A 25,983-nucleotide genomic window follows, 5' to 3' on the forward strand; every position below is an offset into this window, starting at 1 on the left:
ATCGAGTGCAGCTTCCATTTTGCGAACCAAATGGTTCGGGGGTACTAACTGATCGAGCGTCACCATCTCCGTTTGATTTCGATGAATGGGCGTATATTTCGTCATCATGTCGATCACCTCGTGGTTTTTTATGCTTCTAGTATAATCCGAAACCCTTCAAGGGAAAGAGGCTATTTCCCTATCCTAAAACATGAAAACCATGCATGAGCGAAGGCGCGTCCACGGGGTAGGCGAAGCCAGAAGACAGGGGGTCTTCTGGCTTCTGGCGGGAGCCATCCCCAAAGCGACCGGAGCGATTATTTTCCAACACAAAAAAGACCGCAGACACCTCGAATGAATCGAGTTTGTCTACAGTCTGAAGGCAGTCAGCTCTCAGCTGACTGCCTTTTCGGCAAGGTGCATCAATTCACTTTATCCAACAAGAAGCCGTAGCCTTCTGCTTCCATTTCCGCTTCGGGAATAAACAGCAGGGCGGCACTGTTCATGCAATAGCGCAGTCCACCTTTATCTTCGGGGCCGTCAGTGAACACATGGCCCAAGTGGCTGTCGCCTGCCCGGCTTCTGATTTCAGTCCGTTTCATGAACAGCAGACCGTCATCATGTTCTGTGACAACATCCGGATCGATTGGCTTGGTGAAACTCGGCCATCCGGTCTCGGAGTCGTATTTATCCGCAGAAGAGAAAAGAGGTTCTCCGGTGGTGATATCTACATAAATACCCGGCTCGTAAAAGCCGTCGTATTCATTGGAAAAGGCGGGTTCGGTTGCGTCTTCCTGCGTTACTTCATATTGAATGTCGGTCAATTGCTCTTTTAGTTCTTCGTCACTTGGTTTTGGGTAAAGCGCCGGATCGATCAGTGGTTGGGCATCCTCTCCGACTTCCTGACCTTCCAGACTATCAAACTCTACGTGGCAGTAGCCATCCGGATTTTTTTCAAGGTAATCCTGGTGGTATTCTTCTGCCAGGTAATAATGTTCCAGCACTTCGACTTCAGTAACAATCGGGTCATCGTAGCGCTCTTTTTCAGAAGCGACCACTTGATCGATGACAGCCCGGTCGGCTTCATTTTCATAATAAACGCCAGTACGGTATTGTTCGCCGCGGTCATTGCCTTGCTGATTCAATAGGGTCGGATCGATGATCATAAAGTAGTGGCCGAGTAGCTTTTCGAGATCCACACGTTCCGGATCGTAGCGGACATGGACAGTTTCGGCGTGTCCGGTATTTTCGCGGATGACTTCCTCATAAGTTGGGTTCTCGGTGTTGCCGTTGGCGTAGCCGGATGTTACGTCATAAACGCCGTAAACTCTTGCCATATAAGCTTCGACTCCCCAGAAACAGCCGCCGGCAAGCCAGATGTCCTGAAGATTGTCCGTGTCGAAATCAAGATCCACATTCGAATTATCGGGATATTTGGACGTACTTGTAGATGCTGTCTGTCCAGAAGTAGTGCTGGAATTATCTGCGCTCTCAGCTGAACAGCCCGCAAGCACTATAAGAAATACTAATAAAAATCCTGCAAATAGAATATTTTTCATATCAAATCTCCTGCCTTTCCTGATGGAGTGCTTGTGAATCCGTTCATCGCACATTTCCAGAAATGAGTCCAATGTGTCAAAAATAAAAGGAGATTGAAAGCGTTATCGTGCTGTTTCTATCTTCAGTTTAATCGAATGCCTGTGAAAGAGGAACTGAAGCGGTTCGGAAAAAACTGTTAACTTGTTCGGGTTGTCACAAAATAGATTTATGATTTGCTGAAGGAGAATTGATTTGTAAAAAGAAGATTTGGAGACGCCACGAAGACATTGGAGTGGAGGAGTTTCAGATTGCCGTGCTAAGATGCAAGAACGAGTAAAGGGGGCTGACAGATGATTTCATTGAATATCCTGGATTATTCGCCGATTGATGAAGGCGAGACGGCAGCAGGGGCGCTGAATCAGACAACGCGGCTAGCGCAGCTGGCAGAACGGGTTGGATTTAAGCGATTTTGGGTAGCTGAGCATCATCATGTGGCGTCGGTTGCCGGAAGCACACCGGAAATGCTGATGATGCATTTGGCTACGTCCACTGAGAACATCCGCATCGGTTCGGGAGGTGTCATGCTGCCACATTACAGCGCCTATAAAGTGGCCGAAAACTTTCGGACGCTTGAAGCGCTGCATCCTGGCCGTATTGACCTTGGCATCGGCCGTTCCCGCAGCTATCGGATTGTCAACGAGGCATTAAATGAAAGCAAAACAAAAAGGTTGTCATATGAACAGCAATTGACCGACCTCCAAAAGTATTTTGCTGATGACACGGAGAGCGAGCACCGGTTCCAATCGCTGCAAGCTATGCCGGTTATCGACACCACACCCGAGATGTGGCTGCTTGGAACAGGGCAAGGGAGTGCCCGGCTTGCTGCTGAAAAAGGGATGGGGTACGCCTATGCCCATTTTGCCAAGCCGTCACAGCAAGGAGTGGAAGCGGTGGAAGCGTACCGGGAGGAATTCCGGCCGTCAACGTTTTTAAAAGAGCCGGAAGTGATTATCGCCGTATTTGCGGTCGTCGCTGAAACGGCTGAAAAGGCGGAGGAGCTGGCGATGGCATTTGATCTGTGGCTGCTGTTTGTCGAATCCGATTCGCCTCCTCCTTATTATCCTTCTATTGAGACAGCGAAAAAACGCGGCTTTAGCGCAAGTGAGAAGGAAAAAGTTGTGCGCAATCGGCAGCGCATGCTGATTGGCACTGCTGAACAGGTGAAAGCCCGGATTGACGCTATTGCCGAGCAATACGCTACGGATGAAATTACCATCATCCCGAACATTTCTGGAGCGGACAACCGCATGAACGAACTGCGTTTATTGGCGGCTGCATTTAATCTCTCTGGAAAATGAAACCATTTATGCTCCTGTTGCGTATAAAGAAAAAAACAGCAGAAGGGGCGGAGATGGCGGATGGAAATTGAGATGAAAAAGAAAGAAAAGAAGAAAAAGAAAGAAAAGAAGAAAAAGAAAGATCGCTGGTGGATTGCAGATGTGTTTGAATTCTTTGTCAGCATTTTTGAGATTTTGTTTTATCTTCCACGTCTGGTCTTGCGATTTTTGATGAATTGGTAGGGGGATTTTCGGGTTTGGAAAGTATATCCAAATAATTAGAAGCAGCTGCATGCACATCGCAGCCGCTTTTTTAGTTTGGACAGTATTTTAGCGTTTTGGACAGTATTTCATTCGGAATGGACAGTATTTGCCTTGATTCGGACAGTATTTCATCAAATCCGGACAGTATCGCCAAATAACTGGAAAAAAGCCGCCAAGATAGGCGGCTTTTCAACATTTTATAGCTTTGTGAACTCAGGATCCGCGACTTTCACCAATTGCTTGCCGAGGTTGGTGCCTTTAAATAGGCCAAGGAATGCTTCCGGCGTGTTTTCAAAGCCTTCAACGATTGTTTCATCGTACTTCAATTTGCCTTCCTGTAGCCATTGCGTAAGTGCCGCAGCGCCAGTCGGGAAGTCTTTTGCATAGTCGCCGAGCGTGAAGCCTTTCATCATTGAGCTGGTCTTGATGAATTTCCATTGCATGCGAGGACCTACATCTTCGCCTGGCGAATTGTAAGACGAAATCGAACCGCACAAGGAAATGCGGGCGTTGTTGTTTAGTTCGTTGATGACGGCATCTGAAATGTCTCCGCCCACATTGTCAAAATAAACATCAACACCGTCTGGAAGAGCTTTGATCAGATCTTCATTGAAGCTGTCTTTTTTGTAATTGACTGCGGCGTCAAAGCCAAGTTCATTGATCAAGTAATCGACTTTGTCATCTGAACCTGCAATGCCGACAGCGCGTGCACCTTTGAGTTTGGCGATTTGGCCAACAATCGAACCGACAGCGCCCGCAGCACCTGAAACAACGACCGTTTCACCGGGTTGCGGTTTGCCGATGTCCAACAAGCCGAAATAAGCAGTGAGTCCTGTTAATCCGAGGACGCTCAAGCGTGCAGTGATCGGTGCTGCAGATGGATCGACTTTTTGCAGTTTTTCAGGATCTGCGACGGTGTACTCGGCCCAGTTCAGGTTGCCGTTGACGATATCGCCTTGTTTAAATAAATCCGAATGCGATTGGATCACTTCGGCAAGAACGCCGCCGACCAATACTTTATTTAATTCGAATGGCGGGATATACGATTTTACATCTCTCATTCGTCCGCGCATATAAGGGTCTACTGAAAGATAAAGCGTCTTCAGGAGCACTTCGTTTTGGCCGGGTACGGGAATTTCTTTTTCGACAAATTTAAAATCATCGTTGGTTGGCATGCCTTCGGGACGATTAGCCAAATGAATTTCTTTATGTGTTTGAGTTGTCATGGAAAATTCCTCCTAATGTGTACGAATTCGATGAAAAGCGTACCACTGGAATCGGGGGTGGTCAAAAATAATGTACTGGAAAAAGAGGGTGAGCGTGTATTCTTGATTCCTTAAAATCCGTATGCTATTTTGAAATACCGAAGCCTTTCGGAAGATATTAGATTGCAGAAAAGAGGAAGTCCATTGAATCCATTATATAAAGAGTTGTTTGAAGAAATCACCTTGCCGAATGGCATCGTGTTGAACGATCGCCTGGGCGTTGCACCAATGACGACCTATTCAGGAAATGAAGACGGCACTGTTTCGGATGAGGAATTGACGTATTACAACCGACGCGCCGGTCTCGGCAGCTTGTACATCTCTGCATGCATCGCGGTTTCAGAAAACGGCATCGCCTTCCCGAACCAGTTTATCGGCTTTGACGACAGCGCGATTCCACGCCTGACTCAAATGGCTAAAGAAATGAAATCAAAAGGCAGTAAAGCAATTTTGCAGATCCAACACGGCGGACGCCAAGGACAGCCTTCATTGATAAAAGCCAATGAAACGGTTGCGCCAAGTGCAGTTCCAGGTGAAGCGGGCAAGCCGACACCTCGTGAATTAACGCAAAGCGAAATCGAAGCAATCATCGAAGATTTTGGCGAAACAACGAGGCGCGCAATTGAAGCTGGCTTTGACGGCGTGGAAATCCACGGTGCCAATACGTACTTGCTGCAGCAATTCGTTTCTTCGGCAACGAACCAACGGCAGGATCAATGGGGAGGAAGCCTTGAAAATCGCTTGAAATTTCCACTGGCCGTTCAGAAAAGAGTCCAGGAAACTGTCGCCAAATATGCGGATGAACAGTTTATCGTCGGCTACCGCCTGTCACCGGAAGAAAACAATGAAACATCAGCCGGCTATACAATAGAAGAAACCAAAGTATTGGTGGAAGAATTGATCCAGCAGGGCATTCATTATATCCACGTATCGCTGATGGAAATTATGAAAGCACCAAAAGGGGCGGAAGAAGGCAACAGCATCGTCCGTATCCTGGCAGATCAAATCAACGGACGTGTGGCTTTTGTTGCAGTCGGCAGCGTGAAAACGCCGGAAGATGCATTAACGGCGTTGGCAGAAGGCGCAGACATTGTAGTGATCGGCCGCCAAGCATTGATCGATCCTGAGTGGACGGACAAAGTGAAGCAAGGTAAAGAACAGGAAATTCATCCAGTCATCACTCCGAAAATGGTCGGGAAACTGGATATCCCGCAAAACATGTGGCACCTAATCACTTCGTACGGCATGGTCAAAGTTTCGGACAAGTAACGTTTTAGACCCTAGTCAGCCTCAAACTATTGGAGGTTGATTAGGGTTTTTTTGCATTATGTGGAACAGTCCGCTTGCCGCGGTCATGAATGAAAAAAGCGCAGCTCTGGATTTTCCAGAAGCTGCGCTTTTTGCTTTCAACCGGTGAACACCGGATCATATGGATAACGGTAATTTTCTTTGCGTGGTTTCATTAAAATAAAGAACAATGTCAGCGGTCCGATGCGGCCTGTGAACATCACCAGGCTAAGCAGCACTTCGCCGAGATCGCTGAGTTCTGCGGTAATGCCCATCGACAAGCCAACGGTCCCGAACGCCGAGACCACTTCAAACGCCAGCGGCAGGAACGGGATTTTTTCGGTTATGGTCAATAAGAACAGGAAAAGGACAACGAGCAGTACGCTGATGGTTGTGATGGCTAGCGAGCGGATGACCGTCTCGAGCCGAATGGAACGGCCGAAAATTTCGGGTTCGCGCCGTGACCGCAAAAAGGAAATCGTCGCCAGGATCACAACGACAAAAGTTGTCAGCTTGATGCCGGAAGCAGTCGAAGCACTGCCTCCGCCGATGAACATCAACAGCATGGTAAAGAGCAAAGTCGGATCTTCAAATTCGCCGTAATTCAGTGTGTTAAATCCAGCGGTACGCGGTGTCACTGCGCTGAAATAAGAAGCAAGCAACTTATCATGCAAGGACATATTGCCGATTGTACCGGGGTTGCCATATTCCAACGCGAAAATTACAACCATGGCGACAGCGTTTAAAATGAGGGTGCCGCCTACCATGAGCTTGGTGTGCAATGCCCATCGATGAAACGATTTTTTTTGTGAGACATCCATGACCACGGTAAACCCGATGCCTCCAATGATGAACAGCAAGGAAATCAGCAAGTTGACCAACGGATCTCCAACAAAACTCATCATGTTATCCGGAAACAAAGAAAATCCGGCATTGTTAAAGGCGGAAATTACATGAAAGACACTGTAGTTCAGGGCATCTTTAAAGCCGAATTCCGGTATCCAGTAGATGGTCAATAGCACCGCGGCGACTGCTTCCACCGTCAAAGCGAATGTCAAAATCAATTTGACGAGCCTTACGATGCCGCCCACTGTATTTTGTGTCAGCGATTCCTGCAGGTAAATCCGGCTTTGAAGGCCGACTTTTTTGCGGAACAGAATAAGGATGGCTACAGCAAAAGTCATCAAGCCGATGCCCCCGCATTGAATCAGTACAAGGAGAACCAATTCACCAAAGCCGGTGAGGACGGTGCCCGGATCAAAGACGCTCAACCCGGTTACAGTAGTGGCGGATGTCGCGGTAAATAAGGCGTCAGTCCAGGAAATCGGCTGAGTTGTCGCAAATGGCAGCTTCAACAAAACTGTACCTACCAAGATCAAAAACAAAAAACTTCCGGAAATCAGCAACGGCGGAGAAATGCTTATCCGCTTTTTCTTCCAGGAACGCATGCAGGACACTTCCTCATCTTATAGATATAAAATATGAGCTTACTCTATGCCTGTTTTGCGAGGCTGTCAATACAATTATTTTGCATGAAAAGAACGGTAATTCATTCATTTAAGTAAGCTGGGTTATGCATAATGACTCATAAAATGTTCGTTAAATCAGAAAAGAATGAATATTCCCTGTTATTCTTTGTATAATTTCGGTATACTGAGGGAAAACCTAGGGGGTAGAGAGATGAAAAAAATGAAAGTAAGCGCTTTCTCGGTGATAGTTGCCGGGAGCATGATCCTAGCAGCGTGCGGAGAAGACAATGCGACAACAAATCCGGAAGAAGGCGGTGGAGGAGAAGCCGCTGGACTTGAAACAAATATTGTAACGATTGCAACCGGTGGAGCTTCCGGCCCTTATAACATCATCGGATCGACACTGGCTGAAACCTACAGTTCACAATATGGCGTCAATTCAAGAACCCAGACAACCGGAGCATCGGTTGAGAACGTCAATTTGATCAAAGAAGACAAAATTGAGATGGCATTCACCATGAGCGATGTTGTCAGCCAGGCGGTAGAAGGAACTGAAGGCTTTACGGAGCCGACAGATAAAATCAGTCAAATTGCTGCATTGTATCCTAACTATGTGCAAATCGTAACAACTGCGGATTCAGGCATCGAAACTTTTGAAGACCTGCGCGGCAAGCGAATCGCTGTAGGTGACCAGAATTCTGGTGTAGAAGTGAATGCGCGCATGCTGCTTGAAGGCTATGGCATCACGTATGACGACATTGATGTGGATTATTTGGGCTATGCGGAAGCAGCGGACGGCCTACGTGCCGGACAGATCGACGCGGCTTTCCTGACAAGCGGATTGCCGAACGCATCGCTGCTGGAACTTTCTGAAACGCTGGATATCCGTATGGTTTCCATCTCACCAGAAGACGTTGAGCGCGTTGCGGAAGACCAGTCCTATTTCATCGCACTTGATATTCCAGCCGACACATACGGCAATGAAGAGGCCGTACCGACTGCTGCCATCATGAACGCGCTGGTAGTCCACTCGGATATGAGCGAAGACGATGTTTACGAGTTGACTAAAACCTTCTTCGAAAATCTGGATACTTTGGAAAACTCCCACCAGGCAGCCGCTGACATTACATTGGAAGCTGCACAGGAAGGCTTAGTAGCACCGTTGCATCCGGGAGCACAGCGTTACTTCGATGAACAATAAGGTTTTTGCTGGAGGAGCATGCTTGATTGTGCTCCTTTTTTTCCTGCTATGGCAGATTCCGGTCGTGCAATTCGATTTTGGGGAAGAGCGCTATTATTTGAAGGAAGAAGGCTTTGCTCTGGAATGGATCCATTCAGTGGAAAAAGAGGAATGGCTGGAATTTTATGAACGGGACGAGGACCAGTTGCTGCTGACAGAAACAAAATTCAAAACATATGGTGCAGGTGTTCCTTCTGACGGGGAGATCATTTCCTCAGAAGACGGCTTTGTCCATATGAAAATCGGCCGTTCTTTTAATGAAATGAATTTGACCGTTTCTGAAAATGCGCAAACAACGATCAAGACGCCCGACAAGGAAATTCCTTTGTACGAATATACGGAGGACTACGAATCCGTGACGATCACAATTGAATTTGTTGATTTTTGGGATTATGTAAGGGGGAACAAACTATGACAAAAGACAACCGGGATTTGGATGTTGAAAGCGTCTCGGCCCATGAAGAAGACAAAAACCTCAGCCAGGAAGTGCTGGAGAAATACGATACAGATGCCAAAGTCCGCAAATTGAAAAACCGCAAATTAGTCTTTTTGATTGCGGCGATTGCCATCGCCTATTCTGTCTACCATCTATACGTAACGTTCAATCCGCTTCCTGCCCTTCAGGCGCGATCCATTCACGTGGCCGTTGGGATGGGACTTATTTTCCTGGTCTACCCGACATTCAAAAAGCAGGATCGTACAAAGATTCCTTTCTATGACTGGATTTTGTTTATTTTCAGTTTAGGGACCGCAGGCTATTTAATGTACGAATACAATGACATCATGACGACGCGCGGCGGGATTCCGAACACATTGGATATCGTGTTCGCCATTCTGACGGTTGTGCTGGTGCTTGAAGCGGCCCGGCGCGTAACCGGCATCATCCTGCCGATTCTGGCACTGGTGTTTTTGGCTTATCCGTTCATCAGCCATTTTATCTGGATGCCGAATATGCTGATGACGCGCCCATTTGACCTTGGCGATATTTTCGGCCAGCTGTATTTGAAGACGGAAGGTCTTTATTCGACGGCCATTTCCGCTTCTTTGCAGTTCATCTTCCTGTTCATCCTGTTCGGGGCGTTTCTGGCTAAGTCGGGAATGGGACAGTTGTTCAATGATCTGGCCATGGCCCTGGCAGGAAGCAAGCAGGGCGGCCCTGCCAAAGTGGCGGTCATTTCCAGTGGATTCATGGGAAGCATCAACGGTTCAGCGATTGCCAATGTCGTGGGAACCGGTGCTTTCACGATTCCGTTAATGAAAAAAATCGGCTACAATAAAAACTTTGCCGGCGCCGTAGAAGCGAGTGCCTCCGTGGGCGGGCAGATCCTGCCGCCGATCATGGGGGCGAGCGCATTCATTATGGCGGAAACAACAGGAATCGCTTACGGGACGATTGCCCTTGCGGCTTTGTTGCCGGCAGTGTTGTATTTCCTGGGAGTAATCATGCAGGTGCATTTCCGTGCAGGCAAAGAAAACCTGAAAGGCATTCCGAAAGCGGATCTGCCAAGAACCAAAGAAGTACTGAAAGAAAAAGGCCATTTGCTGCTGCCGATTGTGGGGCTCGTCTTCATGCTTTATACGGGCATGCCAATCGCCTATGCAGCATTTTATACCATCGTCCTGACCGTTGTCGTGGCAGGATTCAGAAAATCAACGCGGATGGGCTTTAAAGATGTGTTGGAAGCGATGGAAAATGGCGCACGCCAATCCTTGTCCGTCATGATCGCCTGTGCGGTTGTCGGCATCATCATCGGCGTGGTCAGCCTGACAAGCTTTGGTACGGTCATGACTTCTGCAATTACAAGCTTCGGGGCAGGGTCGCTGTTCTGGACCCTGTTCCTGACGATGCTGGCATCGATTGTTCTGGGAATGGGCTTGCCGTCCATCCCGGCATATATCATCACTGCCACAATGACGGCGCCGGCACTTGCTGAATTTGGCATTCCGGTTCTGGTTGCCCATCTGTTTGTATTCTATTTCGGGATTTTTGCCAATATCACGCCGCCGGTCGCGCTTGCTGCATTTGCCGGAGCCGGGATATCCGGAGGCGATCCGATGAGGACGGGCTTGAATGCGCTGCGTCTGTCGATCGCAGGTTTCATAATTCCGTATTTGTTCGTCTATAATCCAGCGATGCTGATGATCGATACGACGGACATTGCAGTCAATGCCACCGAATTTGCCTTGCCGCCGATATTGGAAATTGTGACTATCACGATTACTGCAATCATCGGTATCATCGGTTTGAGTGCTGCTGCAGAAGGCTATTTCCAGACCAAGCTTAATGTGTTGTTCCGCATTGTGCTTGGAGCGGGCGCTTTGATGCTGATCGTTCCGGAAACTTTGACGGATATTATCGGCCTGACAATTGTGCTCGGAATATTCGTCATCAATTTTATGAAGAACAAAAAAGAAAATACGGCAGCCGCTGCCTCGTAGACAACTCATAGCAGCCGGACAGCAGAACCTTTGCTGTTCGGCTTTTTTTGATAGAATAAAGAAAAGTCAGGGGGGATCTGCGATTATGAAAGAGTTTATTGGAGCAAATCAGCAGCCGATGCTGGAACTGATTGAAAACCTGGTCAATATCGACAGCGGTTCCTATTTGAAAAGCGGCATCGATAAAGTAGGCGAAATTCTTGCTGAGGAATACAAGATGATCGGATTTGAAACCGAAGTACACGAACAAGAAGTATTTGGCAACAACCTGGTCATTCGCCACCCGGAAGCGGAAGCGCCAGAAATTATGCTGATTGCGCATCTTGATACCGTATTCCCAGAAGGAACGGCGGAAAAACGTCCATTCCATGTGGCAGATGACTTGGCCCATGGACCGGGTGTTATTGACATGAAGGCAAGCCACGCTACAGCTTTATTTGCTATTAAAGCTTTAATGGACAGCGGCAGCAGTGCTTATAAAAACGTCGTGCTGGTTTTGAATACAGATGAAGAGATTGGGTCCATCTCGTCGCGAAGCCTCATTGAAAAAGTTGCAGCCGACAAAAAATACGCCCTTGTGCTGGAGCCGGCACAAAACGGCCAGCTTGTCAGTGAACGCAAAGGCGGCGGCAAGTATTTCCTAAAAGCTTATGGCAAGTCGGCGCATGCCGGCATTGAACCGGAAAATGGTGCCAGTGCCATTGAAGAGCTGGCCCGGAAAATCCTCAAGCTGCACGCTTTGAGTGAGCCTGAGGGAGGCATTACCGTCAACGTCGGCTTGATCAAAGGCGGCACGTCAGTCAATACGATTGCGCCATTTGCGGAAGCCGGAATTGATCTGCGGATTGAAACGCCAGAAGACGGCGAACGCTTGGACCGCGCCATCAAGGAAATCTGCAGCTATACGGAAACACCGGGGACGACTGTGGAATTGACTGGCCATATCACCCGTCCGGCGTGGGTATTGACGGATGCTGCACGGACATTAATCGATGTGATTGCTGAAGAAGGTATGAAACTCGGCATCACGCTGTCGCATGAAAAGAGCGGCGGCGGATCGGATGCCAACTTGACGGCCCATATCGGCATTCCGTCGATTGACGGAATGGGGCCAGTCGGCGGCAACGCCCATCAGGAAACCGAGTACCTGGTGGTTTCCTCGCTGACCGAGCGGACTTTGCTGCTGGCGAATGTGATCGAACGGCTCAGTGGAAAATGATGGTTATCAAATTCAAATTAATATAGCTCAATTTATACTGGACTTTCGTGTATGCTAGAGAAGTTGAACGGAACATTGGACCATTATGGGCTTCTAAGCATTTTATCACCCAACATCAGAAAAAGAATTACAGGAGGTTCAAAGATGACTTCTTTGATGCAGAAAATAAAAGAAGTGCTGCCGCAGCTATCGGAGGCAGAGAGGCGGATCGGTGAGTATGTTTATGGAAATCCCGAAGCGATCCCGCACATGACCACAAAAGAACTGTCGAAGAAATCAGGTGTCAGTGAAGCGACCATCATCCGCTTCTGCAAATCGATCGGCATTGGCAGCTTTAAATCTTTCAAGCTTGCACTCATGAAAGATTTGACCTTAACGGATACCAACCTCACTGATTTTTCGGTGTTGAATCAAAAAGACTCTCCATATGATCTTTTTCATAAAGTTATCCATGTCAATAAATCCGCGATTGAGTCGTGTGCGGACTCGATGGATCGGAAAGAACTGGCGAAAGCGGTTGAAGCGATTCAGCATGCCGGGAAGATTGTCTTTTTCGGTGTTGGCGGTTCCTCCACTGCTGCAGTCGATGCCCAGTATAAATTCACAAAACTTGGCTATCATTCGATCACCTCACTCGATTTCCATTATATGCTGTCGGTGATTCCGCATTTAACGGAAAACGATGTTTTTGTAGCGATCAGCACTTCCGGAAAAACCAAGGATGTTCTGGAGCTTACCCGTTTTGCGCAGAAAAAAGGGGCGAAAGTTATCGCCATTACCAATATCAACAAGTCACCGCTGTATAAAGAAGCGGAAATCCGTCTGTGCACGCCGAATGTCGAGCAGGATTTCCGCATTGGCAGCATCTCCTCCCGAATGACGCAATTGACCGTCATCGATACTTTGTATATGAGTATTTTCCATCATGTCGGTGAAAAGGTTTTGCAGCAATATTATGACACCAGAAGCGAAATGGAAAGCTTAAGAAGATGAGGAGCCAATGGTTTGGCTCTTTTTTTATGTGGTATAGTGAAATTTAAATTCATAATTTAGATAATTTATATTGACATTGAATTTCTTATGGATAAAATGAAGACAAGAAATAAATGTAAAAGGGGTGACCTGATGCTGGAGAATTTATCCACAGAAAAGCGCAACACCAACACCATGAAGATGGATGAAATGTCTGTGCTGGAAATATTGCAGACGATGAACCGTGAAGACACTCTTGTTCCAAAAGCAATCGAAAATGAGCTGGAAACCATTGAACATGCGGTACAAAAATCGATTGGCTCTTTCCAGGCAGGCGGCAGACTGATTTATATCGGAGCCGGAACCAGCGGCCGTTTAGGGATTCTCGATGCAGTTGAATGTGTACCCACTTTTGGCGTCTCGCCTGAACAGGTAGTCGGCATTATTGCCGGGGGTGCAGAAGCGATCAAGACGGCGATTGAAGGCGTAGAGGATAAGGCGCAGTTTGGAATGGATGATTTGAAAGCGGTTTCTTTAACGGCGGCTGATACCGTTATCGGCATCGCAGCTAGCGGCCGAACACCTTACGTCATTGGGGCGCTTCAATACGCCAAGCAGATCGGTGCAGAAACCGTTGCGATTTCCTGCAATAAAGGGGCGGAAATCAGCGACTATGCCGATACAGCGATTGAAATCGAAACAGGAGCTGAAGTATTGACCGGTTCGACCCGTCTGAAAGCGGGAACTGCCCAAAAGCTCGTGCTGAATATGATTTCGACAGCTGCGATGATCGGCATCGGCAAAGTGTACGGCAATTTGATGGTGGATGTACAGGCTACCAATGAAAAATTGGTGGAGCGTTCCAAACGGATTATCATGGATGCTGCTCAAGTTGATTACGAAACAGCGCAGCGCTACTACGAAAGAGCGGACGGCCATGTAAAAACGGCAATTGTCATGAGTCTGCTGGATTGCACGAAAGAACAAGCCATCATCAAACTGGAAACAGCCGGAGGCTTTGTTCGAAAAGCTTTATAACACTTGGGGGAGCGGAGGGGTAGCATGAAAAAAGAACAGCAAATGGCGCATGACATTCTCGCAAAAATCGGGGGAAAAGAGAATGTCAATCAAGTAGCGCATTGTATGACACGATTGCGTTTGTCGATTAAAGATGACAGCAAAGTGGATCTTAATGAACTAAAGCGTGTGGATGGCGTGATGGGCGTTATCGAGGACGATACACTTCAGATTGTCGTAGGTCCAGGAACAGTCAATAAAGTTGCTGCTGAAATGAGCAGTGAAACCGGATTGGCCATCGGTGAAATGGCGGACGTCGATGAAAACGATATGGACTTCACGGAAAAAGCCGCTTTGAAAAAAGCCAAGCTGAAAGAAAAGAACAAGACGCCATTCAAGCTTTTCCTGCGCCGTGTCGGTAATATTTTCATCCCGCTGATTCCAGGTCTGGTCGCTTCAGGTATCATCAATGGAGCAGCCAACTTTGCAAAAAATGCCGGAGTGGATGAGACCATAACATGGATGCAAATCCTATTGCTGCTGGGAAGTACAGTATTTGCCTATTTGGCTATTCTGGTCGGCTGGAACACAGCGAAGGAGTTTGGCGGAACACCGGTACTTGGTGCGATTGCAGGAGGAATCCTGTTCAACCCGATGCTGGCCGATATCGTCATTTACGGAGAGCCGCTGGTTGTCGGCAGAGGCGGATTATTCGGGGTGATATTCGCAGCCTGGATGATGACTTTTGTTGAAAAGAATGTCCGCAAAGTGATGCACAGCTCGGTCGATATTCTCTTTACACCGCTCATCACGCTATTGGTTGTCGGATTCTTCTCGCTTTACGCGGTGGTGCCGGTCGCAGGCCTCTTGTCGGATGCGATCATGACTGTTTTGACATCTGTACTTGATGTCGGCGGTGTATTGGCAGGCGGCGTACTGGCTGGTTTCTTCCTTCCGCTTGTTATGCTCGGCCTGCATCACGGCTTGACGCCTATCCACTTGGAACTGATGAACACGGTTGGCGCTACAGCCTTATTGCCAATTTTGGCGATGGCTGGAGCGGGACAGGTTGGTGCCACAATTGCCGTATATGTGAAAACAAGAAATCAGCGTCTGAAAAACATCATCAAAGGAGCGCTGCCTGTCGGTTTTCTTGGCATCGGTGAACCGCTTCTTTACGGTGTAACCTTGCCGCTTGGCCGGCCGTTCATCACGGCTTGCATGGGTGCTGCCTTTGGCGGAGCATTCCAGGCAGTGATGCATACGGCAGCGCTTGGAATCGGAGTATCAGGGATCTCATTGATTCCACTGATTGCAGAAAGCAAATACGTCTGGTACTTTGTCGGCTTGGTCGTATCCTATATTTTCGGATTCATCTTCACTTACCTATTCGGATTCAAAGAAGAGATGGCAGAAGGAATTTGAGGGAGAGGGAGAGAAATCTCCCTTTTTTCTTTTGAATTAAAGTGACGAGGTTCACTGGAAAAGGAGCTGGCAGGATGCGTGGGATTTCGGTTTATTTAGGAGACGATTCGTTTCAGGGCTTGGCGCCTTATATTGAAAAGGTCAGCAAGCTCGGGTTTACCTCCATTTTCACATCGCTGCATATTCCCGAGGACGACCCCCTCCTCTATAAAGAACGGCTGCAGCAATTAGGGCGTTGGGCAATACAGTTTGATATGGAACTGATGGCGGACATCGCGCCGCGATCATTGGCTCACCTTGGATTTGGCTGGGACAATGCAGAAGGCTTGCTGGAATGGGGTGTGACGGGGTTGCGGATCGATTATGGTGTCGACGATAACGTAATTGCCGAGCTGTCCCATAAGATGAAAATCGCTTTGAACGCCAGTACGTTAACGAAAGACGGGTTGGCTGCTTTGATTCGAGCAGGCTTGCAGCGGGACGCTGTCGAGATGTGGCATAATTTCTATCCGCGGCCGGAAACCGGATTGGATCCTGTGGAGTTTGTGAAAACCAATCTGTGGCTGAAAAGTGAAGGGCTGACGGTGATGGCTTTTATTCCAGGAGACGGCGTTCTTCGCGGTCCGCTGCATAGCGGTCTGCCCACGCTCGAAGAACACCGGAATGTCAGCCCGTTTAATGCGTATTTGCACTTGAAGGCAGATGGGGCAGTGGATAAAATTCTGGTCGGTGACATTACACTCAGCGACGAGAGCCTGAACAAATTTGCTGTGTTCCACCAAGGAACAATCCCGCTGCGTGCGGAGCCACTGGTGGAGATCGGGACGCTGGATGTTCAAACCAACCGCTGGGATGCTGCGCGGGACTGCATCCGTTCCATGGAGTCGCGCCAATATGGATTGATCGGCACCCACTTGCTGGAGCCAAACAACACCATTGCCCGGAATAAAGGCAGCATCACTGTAGACAATGAACGCTATGGCCGCTACCGGGGCGAGCTGCAAATCACCAAACGTGATTTGCCCGAAGATGACAAAGTGAACGTCATCGGAAAGATTATTGAGAAAGATCTGGCTTTGCTGATGTATATTAAAGGCGGTGTGAAATTTAAAATCGACTGGATTTGAATAACGGGATGGACAGCTTTTCATGAGCTGTTCATTTTTTTGGTGAAATTTAATTTCTTATATACTATTACTTTTTGATTAGTTAAATTTCACAAGAGTAAGTAATTGGGAATAGAGTTAAAAATAAAATATTCGGAATATATTGTAAATACACCTATATTGATGGATAGGAAGTCACCAAGGCTTTCTGTACCCTTAAAGAATAAAGGACTATGCATCTTAAACACACTTTATTCTGGAGGGATTATATGAAAAAAGGATTGTGTTTTACAGTTTTAACGGTAGCCTTAGCAGCTTCACTGATTTTTTCTTCAAGCAATGCAGCACCAGTTTGGGCTTCAGCAGCCAAGCAATGGGATTCACCGGCTCCGCTGTCTTCTGTGCTCCATAAAGGTTCTGCCAAAGGAGCCGGATTAGTAAAGGAACCGCTCGAGCGGATTGATGGAATTATGGAAACGGCGGTGGAAAACAGCACAGCGCCTGGGATTGTGGCATTTGCAGCAAAGAGCGGACATATTGTGAAGCACGAAGCTTATGGCCACTTGGCTCTTTATACGGATGACCAAGGGGGGCAGATGGACAATCCGGTTGAAATGAAAGAAGACACGATTTTCGATGTAGCGTCAATCAGTAAAATCTTCACGACCACCGCAGCGATGATTTTGTATGAGGATGGACTTTTTGATTTAGACGATCCGGTTGCACTGCACTTGCCTGAGTTCGCAGCAAATGGAAAAGAGCAGGTCACCATCCGTCAATTGATGACGCATACATCCGGCTTTACTTCCTGGGTGCCTCTTTATGAACAGGAAGGCGGCCGTGAAGAGCGCATAGAGTATGCGCTGAATTATCCGCTCGCCAATTTGCCGGGTGAGAACTATACATACAGCGACCTCAATTTGATCACACTTGGCGCATTGATTGAAAAATTTTCAGGCATGCGCCTCGATGAGTTTATCCAAAAAGAGCTCACTCGTCCGCTTGGCATGAAAGACACAATGTACAATCCCCCAGCTTCGCTGAAAGAGCGGATTGCGGCAACAGAATATCAGCCGGCAATTGGCAGGGGATTGGTGTGGGGAGAAGTGCATGATGAAAATGCCTGGGCGCTCGATGGGGTGGCCGGTCATGCCGGAGTATTTTCAACAGCTTTGGATTTAGGGAAACTCGCGCATATGTTTCTGAATGATGGGAAATATGGTGGGCAGCGGATTTTGGAAAAAAAGACGGTCCGCATGCTGGAAATCAATCAGATTCCTGAGTTTCCAGGGAACGATCATGGCCTCGGCTGGGAGTTGAATCAAGGCTGGTATATGGATGCGTTATCCGATTCGGAATCATTCGGCCACACGGGCTACACAGGAACGAGCATCGTCATCAATCGTGACAATCACACGACCGCAATTCTGTTGACCAACCGGGTGCATCCGTCACGGATGACGGTATCCACCAATTTCATCAGACGCGATTTTGCGCGTGCAGTAGCAGATTCAATTCCAGCACCGATGAATAAAAAAGACAAGGCCTGGTTTTCGGGATACGGGGACAACCTCAATCGTTCGATGACTGTAGCGACAAGAGGAGCATCAAGTTTAACTTTCGATGCGTGGAACCGCATCGAACAAGATTCGGACTATGGCTATATTGAAACGTCTGCGGATGGCGAAATTTGGGGCGAGTCAATGCTTCGATTGACGGGCGACAGCGAAGAATGGACAGCACATGAAGTTGTCCTGCCGGAAGGGACGCAATTTGTCCGATTCCGCTATGTGACGGATGCTTCAGTCAACGGCCGCGGCTGGTATATCAAGAACATTGAAGCAGGCGATGAGAGAATGCAGCCGCTTGCCGAACGGAATGGATGGACACTGCGCAATTATTAGTCGATAGGGGGATGGAACATGCATAAACTGAAAAACATTGTTTTACTGCCGGCAGTGCTTGTGGCATTAGTCATTTCATCATTATTTACAGGAACAGGGCAAACTGCTGCGGCAAGCCCTGTTGCAGACCTGGTAATTCTGCAGAATGTACCAGAAGTAGATGTGGATGAAGTAGAAGAGAGTATCCAGCTTAAAGCGGTTCATGTTTACGAGGAAGGCCAGTATGGGCTGGTTTCGGAAAATCTGACATGGGAGTCTGCCAATAAGACGGTGGCATCTGTAGATTCCCAGGGAACGATCTCGTTATCAGGAAAGCCGGGAAAAACCTTCATCACCGTTTCAGACGGAATGTATAAGGACCGGATTGCTGTGCAGGTGAAACCGGATGCCAAAACGAAAGACGGCAAGGGGAAACCACCGCTCAGCGCGAAGGTGATCAAGGAAAGCGGCAAACGGTACGATTTGGTCAACAATGCAATCGAACAGATGACTATGGAAGAGAAGGTAGGCCAAATGCTGATGCCGGACTTCCGTAATTGGGAAGGGCAAAATGTAACGGAAATGCTGCCGGAAATTGAGCAATTGGTTAAAGACTATCATCTTGGGGGAGTGATCTTGTTCCGCGAAAATGTCGTGACGACTGAACAGACGACTAAACTGGTTGCGGATTATCAGGCGGCAGCCCAAAAGCATAGCCTGCTGATGACCATCGACCAGGAAGGCGGCATCGTTACACGTTTGCAGTCGGGAACCGATATGCCTGGCAATATGGCGCTTGGCGCAACACGTTCAGCAGAACTTACTCAAAATGTCGGAAAAGCCATCGGCGAAGAGCTGTCTGCTCTTGGCATCAACATGAACTTTGCACCATCATTCGACATCAACAACAATCCGGATAATCCAGTGATCGGTGTGCGTTCGTTCGGCGAAAAGCCGGAACTTGTCGCTGAACTGGGAGTTGCCTATACGAAAGGGCTTCAGGAAACAGGGACAGCTGCAACAGCAAAACATTTTCCGGGACATGGGGATACAGCGGTTGATTCGCATCTCGGCCTGCCGGAAGTTCCCTATGATTTGGAACGCCTGAAAGCAGTGGAATTGTATCCGTTCCAAAAAGCGATGGAAGCGGATATTGATGCCATCATGACGGCACATGTCACATTCCCGAAAATTGATGGAACAAAAGTCATTTCCCAGAAGGATGGCACTGAAATCAACCTGCCTGCGACGTTATCCTACAAAGTATTGACAGAATTGATGCGGGAAGACATGGGCTATGACGGCGTCATTTTCACTGATGCACTGAACATGCAGGCAATTGCTGACCATTTTGGTCCAGTTGACGCTGTTATCCGCGCAGTTAACGCGGGCACTGATATTGTGCTTATGCCGGTCGGGCTGGAAAGTGTGGCAAATGGCCTTTACGAAGCAGTTCGTTCCGGTGAAATAGCGGAAGAGCGCATCGACGCATCAGCCAAGCGGATTCTGGATTTGAAGATGAAACGCGGCATCTTGAAAGAGGAATCTCCGATCTCATTGGAGGAAAAAACAGCGAATGCATTGCAGGTTGTCGGCTCTGAAGAACATCAGCAAATAGAAAAAAGAGCTGCAGAGAAATCCATTACCATGGTAAAAAATGAAGGGGTATTGCCATTGACACCGACTGCGGAAGACTTGCTTGTAGTTGTCGGAGATGCCTATTCAGATGAATTGTATGCCGGGCTAAAGGCACGCCACGACAATACAGTGAGGATCGAAACAGGGGTACCGCTGACCGATCAGCAGTTGGAGACGGCCAAAGCAGCAAAAGCGGTCATTGTCGGTACCGCCACATCCAGCCTGGCACAACGATCACCAGAGAGCGGCCAGATGAAAATGGTCAACCAGTTGATTGAAGAAGTGGAATCGCCAGTTATTGGCGTAGGGGTCCGCAATCCCTATGACATCATGGCGTATCCGGAAATTGATGGCTATTTGACACAGTACAGCTTCCGGACGGCAAGCTATGAGGCGATGGCCTCGGCGATAGTGGGCGAATTGACGCCGACAGGCAAATTGCCTGTAACCATTCCGAATCTTGCGGGTGATACGTTTTATGAATATGGCCATGGCTTAAGCTATTAACATTAAAAGGGGGACTGACTTTGAAAAAGTGGATTGCATTGCTGACGACTGTTCTGCTGATATTGACTTCATTGTCCATTGCGTTTGCCGATCATGACCAGGGCAACGGAAAATCCAAAGATAAGCGGAAAGACCACAAGGAATTCAAACTCGGAATCGAAGTGCTGCTGGAAGATCATAAAGAGCTGATAAGTGGAAAGAATGTCGGTTTGATCACCAATCCGACGGGGGTTGACCAGGAGCTGAACAGTATAGTGGACCTTCTGGATAAGGATCCGGAAGTCAACTTGACCGCGCTGTATGGTCCGGAACATGGCGTTCGGGGAGACGCGCAGGCAGGGGAATATGTAGACTACTATATTGACGAAGTGACTGGCTTGCCAGTCTACAGCCTCTACGGGAAAACGCGCAAGCCGACACCTGAAATGCTGGAAGACGTTGACGTACTGATTTTTGATATCCAGGACGTGGGTGCACGTTTCTATACCTATATTTACACCATGGCATTGGCTATGGAAGCCGCAAAAGAGCAAGGCATTCCATTCATCGTACTGGATCGCCCCAATCCGCTTGGTGGAACGAAAGTGGAAGGACCCGTACTTGATCCTGCATTTGCTTCATTTGTCGGACAGTACGCTATTCCACTTCGCCACGGCATGACCGTCGGCGAACTTGCTGAATTCTTTAATGCTGAAATCGGAATCGGGGCAGATCTGGAAGTAGTGGAAATGAAGGGATGGAAACGCAATACCTTCTACGATGAAACCGGCTTGCCGTTTGTACCGCCTTCACCGAACATGCCGACACTCGACACTGCGCTGGTTTATCCGGGCACGGCATTGATTGAAGGAACCAATGTGTCAGAGGGGCGCGGAACCACCAAGCCTTTCGAATTCATCGGTGCTCCTTTCATCAACAGCACCGAACTTGCTGGAAAACTGAATGCTTTGGAACTGCAGGGCGTCAGTTTCCGCGCAGCATCATTCACCCCGGCATTTTCCAAACATTCCGGACAGCTGTCGCATGGCGTACAGGTTCATGTGACGGACCGCGAAGCTTACCTGCCGGTTGAAACCGGACTGCATGTCGTCAAAACCATTTACGACCTGTATCCCGATCAGGTGCAACTGACCACATTCTTCAATAACCTGATAGGCAACGACTGGATCAGCCAAGGAATAAAAGATGGCATGACAGTGGAAGAAATGAAAGAGAGATGGCAAGGTGATTTGAAGGAGTTCAAGGAAGTCAGAAGACAATACCTATTGTACTAAGTTGGGAAATGCTTTAGAAAGATGCAGAAAGAAGGGGGTGAACGATCTCCTGCTATCTGCATCTTTCTATGTAAAGATCCGTTTATTTCGGATAACTTAAGAGATTCCGCTATTGCTGTAATGATTTTGAAAGTAAACGCTTACTTTTATTGTTTAATAATTAAAATTGGTATAGACAACTATACCGATTATCTATATAGTGACAATTAAGAATACATAAAGGGGTGGAAATTTTATGTTTGGTTTTTTGCAGAAAATAGGAAAATCGTTGATGTTCCCGATTGCTACATTGCCAGCTGCTGCTTTGCTGCTGCGTTTTGGACAGGATGATTTGCTTGGGATTCCGTTCATGTCGGCTGCGGGCGCAGGGATCATCGACAACCTGGCAATTATCTTTGCCATCGGGATTGCGATGGGCCTTGCCCATGACGGCAGCGGAGGAGCGGCTTTGGCTGGTGCCATCGCTTATCTCGTATTGACTTCGGCGATCGTCACGATCAATGAGTCAATCAATATGGGCGTATTTGCCGGTATTATATCCGGTATTGTCGCAGGTCTTTTATACAATAAATTCTATAATGTGAAGTTTCCGCAATGGCTGGCCTTTTTCGGCGGCAGGCGGTTTGTGCCGATCATTACCGCGGCAGCCATGACAGTTTTGGCTGGTGTGCTCGGGTATGCATGGCCGCCAATCCAGGGAGGCATTGACAGTGCCGGTGACTGGATCTTGAATGCCGGCATGTTCGGCGTCGGCGCTTACGGTTTCCTGAACCGTCTCTTGCTGCCGACCGGTTTACACCATGTTATTAACACTGTTGTGTGGTTTGATTTTGGTACTTTCACCGATGCAACTGGAGAAGTGGTCCGTGGGGAAATTAACCGTTTCCTGAGGGGCGACCCAACAGCAGGGCCATTCCTGTCCGGCTTCTTCCCAATCATGATGTTCGGTTTGCCGGCTGCATGTCTTGCCATGTATGCTGCAGCTAAAAAAGAGCGTAAAGCCCTTGTCGGCGGGATGCTCTTCAGTATCGCTTTTACGTCATTTTTGACAGGGATCACAGAACCGATCGAATTTACTTTCATGTTCCTGTCACCTATGTTGTATGTTGTCCACGCATTATTGACGGGTGCTTCGATGATGGTCGCTTATGCTTTGGATGTCCATCACGGATTCGGCTTTTCTGCCGGAGCCATTGATTTTGTGCTGAATTATGGGCTGGCCACCAATCCACTGATCCTATTGGTGATGGGACTGGTTGTCGGAGCCATTTACTTTGTAATCTTCTACTTCCTGATCGTCAAGCTGGACTTGAAAACGCCTGGCCGTGAAGACGAAGATGAAGAAGGTGCAGAAAATGCAGATTCTGGCAATAACGCTGTTGATGTCAGAGCGTATAACACCATTGAAGCACTCGGCGGCACTGCGAATATTGTCGCTGTCGAATATTGCACGACGCGTTTGCGCATGACGGTCAAAGATTCAGACCGTGTGGACGAAAAAGCCCTCAAGCGCCACGGTGCCATGGGTGTCATGAAAATCAATAAAACCAACGTGCAAGTGGTTATTGGAACAGCTGTCGAATTCCTGGGAGACGCCATGAAGCCGCGTTTGGCAAACGGCAACCCGGCTCCTGCAGGTGGAACGGAAACCGCAGCTGCTGAAGAAACGGTCAGCGACCAACCGGCAATGAAAGAAATTATTGCTGAAGATTTTGAAATGCCGATTCAAGGGAAAATGATTCCGTTATCGGAAGTGCCGGATGAAGTATTCGCAAAAGGCATGATGGGTCCTGGCTTTGCCATCATTCCTTCCGGCAACATCCTGCATTCACCAGTTGATGGCCGTGTCGTCAGTGTATTTCCGACCAAGCACGCCATCGGCATCGAAACAGATACCGGAATTGAAATTTTGATTCATGTCGGCCTGGATACCGTCAAACTGAAAGGTGAAGGATTCGAGACATTGGTTGAGCAAGGTCAGCTGGTACAGCGCGGAGACGCTTTGTTGAAGCTTGACCTGGAATTCTTGAACGCCAATGCACCTTCTCTTGCGACACCAGTTATTTTCACCAACCTGACCGAACAAAAAGTCACGCTCATGAAAGATGGCCATCAAGAACAAGGAACAAATTCCATCTTGAGGGTCGAATAATTAAAGCCGAAAAACCAGGGACATCCATTGTGATTTTCCTGGTTTTTCGCAAGGAGTGTTCAAAATGAAGAAAAGCATAGTGATTACCGGCATCGCAATTGCGGATGCTGTTGAAGAAAGTTTCATAGGAGACATCTTGATCGAAGATGGAAAAATAATCCGGGCAGTCAAAAGCATTGATGTGCAGGCAGACATTCGTATAGAGGCAGCCGGAAAAAATTGGACGGCATTTCCCGGGTTTATTGACGTCCACATTCACGGTGCTGCAGGATATGATGCCATGGACGCAACATCGGAAGCGTTGAGCGGTATAGCCGGGGCATTGCCCAAAGAAGGTACAACGAGTTTTCTGGCGACCACAATGACGCAGTCGGACAGCGCCATTTCAGCAGCTCTGCAGAATATCCAAAAGTTCAGCGCGCAGGAAGGCCAGGCTGAACTGCTGGGCGTTCACCTGGAAGGCCCATTCATTTCAGCCAAACGTGCTGGGGCACAGCCGATTGAACACATTGCAGAAGCGTCATATCCATTATTCCGCAAATGGCAAAAACTCAGCGGCAACCAAATCCGCCTGGTCACTCTCGCACCCGAAACCAAAAATGGAATGGTCTTTACCCGGAGGCTGACGGACGATGGCGTGATTGCGTCGATTGGCCATTCAGATGCCACCTTAGAAGAGGTACAGACAGCTGTTCGATCAGGTGCAAGCCATGTGACCCATCTCTATAACCAAATGAGCCCATTCCATCACCGCAATCCCGGGGTGGTGGGTGCAGCTTTGATGGAAGAGGGCTTGATGGTGGAAATCATTGCCGACTTTATTCACAGCCATCCGGCTTCAGTTCAAATGGCTTTTCGGCAAAAAGGTGCAGACCGGCTGATGCTCATTACCGACGCCATGCGCGCTAAAGGCTTGCCTCCCGGAGTTTATGATTTGGGCGGACAGGATGTGCAGGTTACCAAAAAAGACGCACGGCTTGCTGATGGAACTTTGGCTGGCAGCATTCTGACGATGGATACAGCTGTCCGGAATGTCCAGTCGATCACCGGATGCAGTGTGAACGAGCTGGTGGCGATGACTTCCGCCAATGCGGCAAAAGAGCTTGGCTTAGCGAACAAAGGACATCTGCAGGATGGTGCCGATGCCGATGTGGCAATTCTTGACGACAACTTTAATGTTCAACTGACGATATGCAGGGGAACAATCGCCTACACGAAGGAGTGACTGTAATGAAACTGATACGAGTCGAAAACTACGAAGAGATGAGCAGCAGCGCGGCACAATTGGTGGAACAGCAGATCCTGAACAACAGCCATTCGGTCCTGGGCCTTGCAACTGGATCGACACCGCTCGGCCTTTACGAACAGCTGATTCGGGGCGTCAGCGAACGGAACATTTCCTGGCAGCATGTGCAAACCCTTAACTTGGATGAATATTGCGGACTGGCGGAGGATCACCCAAACAGCTACCGGCATTTTATGAATGCCAAATTGTTCCGGCACATCGACATTCCATTGGAAAATACCCATATTCCAAATGGCAAAGCCTTACCGGTGGAAGTGGAATGCCGGCGTTATGAGGCTTTGATTGATGAAATCGGGCCGCCGCATCTGCAAATTTTGGGCATGGGAACAAATGGCCATATCGGCTTTAACGAGCCCGGCACGCCGGAAACGAGTCTGACCCATTGCGTACAGCTTGAAACATCGACACGAAACAGCAATGCACGATTTTTCAGCGACCGGGACGAAGTGCCGACACATGCCATCACGATGGGAATCCAGTCGATTTTGAAAAGTGAAAGGATCCTCGTATTGGCTTCCGGCAAAAAGAAAGCCCAGGCGGTAAAGCACTTTTTAGACGGACGTGTCAGCAAAGATTTTCCTGCATCATTTTTATGGAATCACAATCATGTTACACTGATTGTAGACCAGGATGCCTATAGTCTGGCTGCGGCAGAAGAGGAGTGA

Annotated in this window: 20 protein-coding genes; 17 read left to right on the top strand and 3 right to left on the bottom strand. The window is 48.3% G+C overall.

What is annotated here, in order from left to right; genetic code table 11:
• Positions 1-401: 401 nt before the first annotated feature.
• Positions 402-1,538: a peptide-methionine (R)-S-oxide reductase MsrB gene (gene msrB / locus QOZ98_RS06115; protein WP_308786599.1), complete on the bottom strand. Its 1,137-nt coding sequence runs from the start codon at positions 1,536-1,538 to the stop codon at positions 402-404.
• Between the two features lie 330 nt (positions 1,539-1,868).
• Between msrB and QOZ98_RS06120 the strand changes: the two genes are divergently transcribed.
• Both QOZ98_RS06120 and QOZ98_RS06125 read left to right on the top strand, forming a co-directional pair.
• Positions 1,869-2,876 carry an LLM class flavin-dependent oxidoreductase gene (locus QOZ98_RS06120; protein ID WP_308786600.1) on the top strand — a complete coding sequence of 336 codons (1,008 nt, stop codon included), beginning with the start codon at positions 1,869-1,871 and terminating at the stop codon, positions 2,874-2,876.
• A 72-nt stretch (positions 2,877-2,948) separates the two neighbouring features.
• Entirely contained in the window at positions 2,949-3,098 is a 150-nt protein-coding gene (locus QOZ98_RS06125; protein WP_308786601.1) for a hypothetical protein, read from the top strand.
• 218 nt (positions 3,099-3,316) lie between these two features.
• On the opposite strand, the gene QOZ98_RS06130 is transcribed toward QOZ98_RS06125, so the two are convergent.
• A complete protein-coding gene (locus QOZ98_RS06130) occupies positions 3,317-4,345 on the bottom strand; it encodes an NADP-dependent oxidoreductase (RefSeq protein WP_308786602.1) in 1,029 nt (342 codons plus the stop codon).
• Positions 4,346-4,528: 183 nt separating this feature from the next.
• Between QOZ98_RS06130 and QOZ98_RS06135 the strand changes: the two genes are divergently transcribed.
• Positions 4,529-5,653 carry an NADH-dependent flavin oxidoreductase gene (locus QOZ98_RS06135; protein ID WP_308786603.1) on the top strand — a complete coding sequence of 375 codons (1,125 nt, stop codon included), beginning with the start codon at positions 4,529-4,531 and terminating at the stop codon, positions 5,651-5,653.
• Positions 5,654-5,790: 137 nt separating this feature from the next.
• Here QOZ98_RS06135 and QOZ98_RS06140 read toward each other — a convergent pair whose 3' ends face one another.
• Positions 5,791-7,119, bottom strand: a complete 1,329-nt coding sequence (locus QOZ98_RS06140; RefSeq protein ID WP_308786604.1) for a TrkH family potassium uptake protein — start codon at positions 7,117-7,119, stop codon at positions 5,791-5,793.
• A 232-nt stretch (positions 7,120-7,351) separates the two neighbouring features.
• On the opposite strand from QOZ98_RS06140, the gene QOZ98_RS06145 reads away from it, so the two are divergent.
• The 14 genes from QOZ98_RS06145 (at position 7,352) to nagB (ending at position 25,983) form a co-directional block, all read left to right on the top strand.
• Positions 7,352-8,341 (top strand): TAXI family TRAP transporter solute-binding subunit, encoded by a 990-nt coding sequence (locus QOZ98_RS06145; RefSeq protein WP_308786605.1) that lies wholly within the window; start codon positions 7,352-7,354, stop codon positions 8,339-8,341.
• Positions 8,342-8,369: 28 nt separating this feature from the next.
• Positions 8,370-8,795, top strand: coding sequence for a DUF1850 domain-containing protein (locus tag QOZ98_RS06150; RefSeq protein WP_308786940.1), 426 nt, complete (start codon positions 8,370-8,372; stop codon positions 8,793-8,795).
• The gene (locus QOZ98_RS06155) at positions 8,792-10,819 is read left to right on the top strand and encodes a TRAP transporter permease (protein WP_308786606.1); all 2,028 of its coding nucleotides are present in this window, start codon (positions 8,792-8,794) and stop codon (positions 10,817-10,819) included. The genes QOZ98_RS06150 and QOZ98_RS06155 overlap by 4 nt, the downstream gene beginning before the upstream one ends.
• Positions 10,820-10,904: 85 nt before the next feature.
• Positions 10,905-12,038 (top strand): M20 family metallopeptidase, encoded by a 1,134-nt coding sequence (locus QOZ98_RS06160; protein WP_308786607.1) that lies wholly within the window; start codon positions 10,905-10,907, stop codon positions 12,036-12,038.
• A gap of 144 nt (positions 12,039-12,182) precedes the next feature.
• The gene (locus tag QOZ98_RS06165; RefSeq protein ID WP_308786608.1) at positions 12,183-13,031 is read left to right on the top strand and encodes a MurR/RpiR family transcriptional regulator; all 849 of its coding nucleotides are present in this window, start codon (positions 12,183-12,185) and stop codon (positions 13,029-13,031) included.
• Positions 13,032-13,163: 132 nt separating this feature from the next.
• Positions 13,164-14,048, top strand: coding sequence for an N-acetylmuramic acid 6-phosphate etherase (gene murQ, locus QOZ98_RS06170; protein WP_308786609.1), 885 nt, complete (start codon positions 13,164-13,166; stop codon positions 14,046-14,048).
• A gap of 24 nt (positions 14,049-14,072) precedes the next feature.
• Positions 14,073-15,452 (top strand): PTS transporter subunit EIIC, encoded by a 1,380-nt coding sequence (locus tag QOZ98_RS06175; protein WP_308786610.1) that lies wholly within the window; start codon positions 14,073-14,075, stop codon positions 15,450-15,452.
• 74 nt (positions 15,453-15,526) lie between these two features.
• Complete coding sequence (locus tag QOZ98_RS06180; RefSeq protein WP_308786611.1) at positions 15,527-16,579, top strand: DUF871 domain-containing protein; 1,053 nt, start codon at positions 15,527-15,529, stop codon at positions 16,577-16,579.
• Between the two features lie 248 nt (positions 16,580-16,827).
• The gene (locus QOZ98_RS06185) at positions 16,828-18,462 is read left to right on the top strand and encodes a serine hydrolase domain-containing protein (RefSeq protein ID WP_308786612.1); all 1,635 of its coding nucleotides are present in this window, start codon (positions 16,828-16,830) and stop codon (positions 18,460-18,462) included.
• Positions 18,463-18,480: 18 nt separating this feature from the next.
• On the top strand, positions 18,481-20,586 hold the full coding sequence (locus QOZ98_RS06190) for a glycoside hydrolase family 3 protein (RefSeq protein WP_308786613.1): 2,106 nt from the start codon (positions 18,481-18,483) through the stop codon (positions 20,584-20,586).
• Positions 20,587-20,606: 20 nt separating this feature from the next.
• The gene (locus QOZ98_RS06195; RefSeq protein ID WP_308786614.1) at positions 20,607-21,860 is read left to right on the top strand and encodes an exo-beta-N-acetylmuramidase NamZ family protein; all 1,254 of its coding nucleotides are present in this window, start codon (positions 20,607-20,609) and stop codon (positions 21,858-21,860) included.
• A 235-nt stretch (positions 21,861-22,095) separates the two neighbouring features.
• Positions 22,096-24,012 (top strand): N-acetylglucosamine-specific PTS transporter subunit IIBC, encoded by a 1,917-nt coding sequence (gene nagE / locus QOZ98_RS06200; protein WP_308786615.1) that lies wholly within the window; start codon positions 22,096-22,098, stop codon positions 24,010-24,012.
• Between the two features lie 64 nt (positions 24,013-24,076).
• Positions 24,077-25,237 carry an N-acetylglucosamine-6-phosphate deacetylase gene (gene nagA / locus QOZ98_RS06205; protein WP_308786616.1) on the top strand — a complete coding sequence of 387 codons (1,161 nt, stop codon included), beginning with the start codon at positions 24,077-24,079 and terminating at the stop codon, positions 25,235-25,237.
• A 5-nt stretch (positions 25,238-25,242) separates the two neighbouring features.
• On the top strand, positions 25,243-25,983 hold the full coding sequence (gene nagB, locus QOZ98_RS06210) for a glucosamine-6-phosphate deaminase (RefSeq protein WP_308786617.1): 741 nt from the start codon (positions 25,243-25,245) through the stop codon (positions 25,981-25,983).

The organism is Planomicrobium stackebrandtii (genome assembly GCF_030814955.1).
GTDB classification, from domain to species: domain Bacteria; phylum Bacillota; class Bacilli; order Bacillales_A; family Planococcaceae; genus Planococcus; species Planococcus stackebrandtii.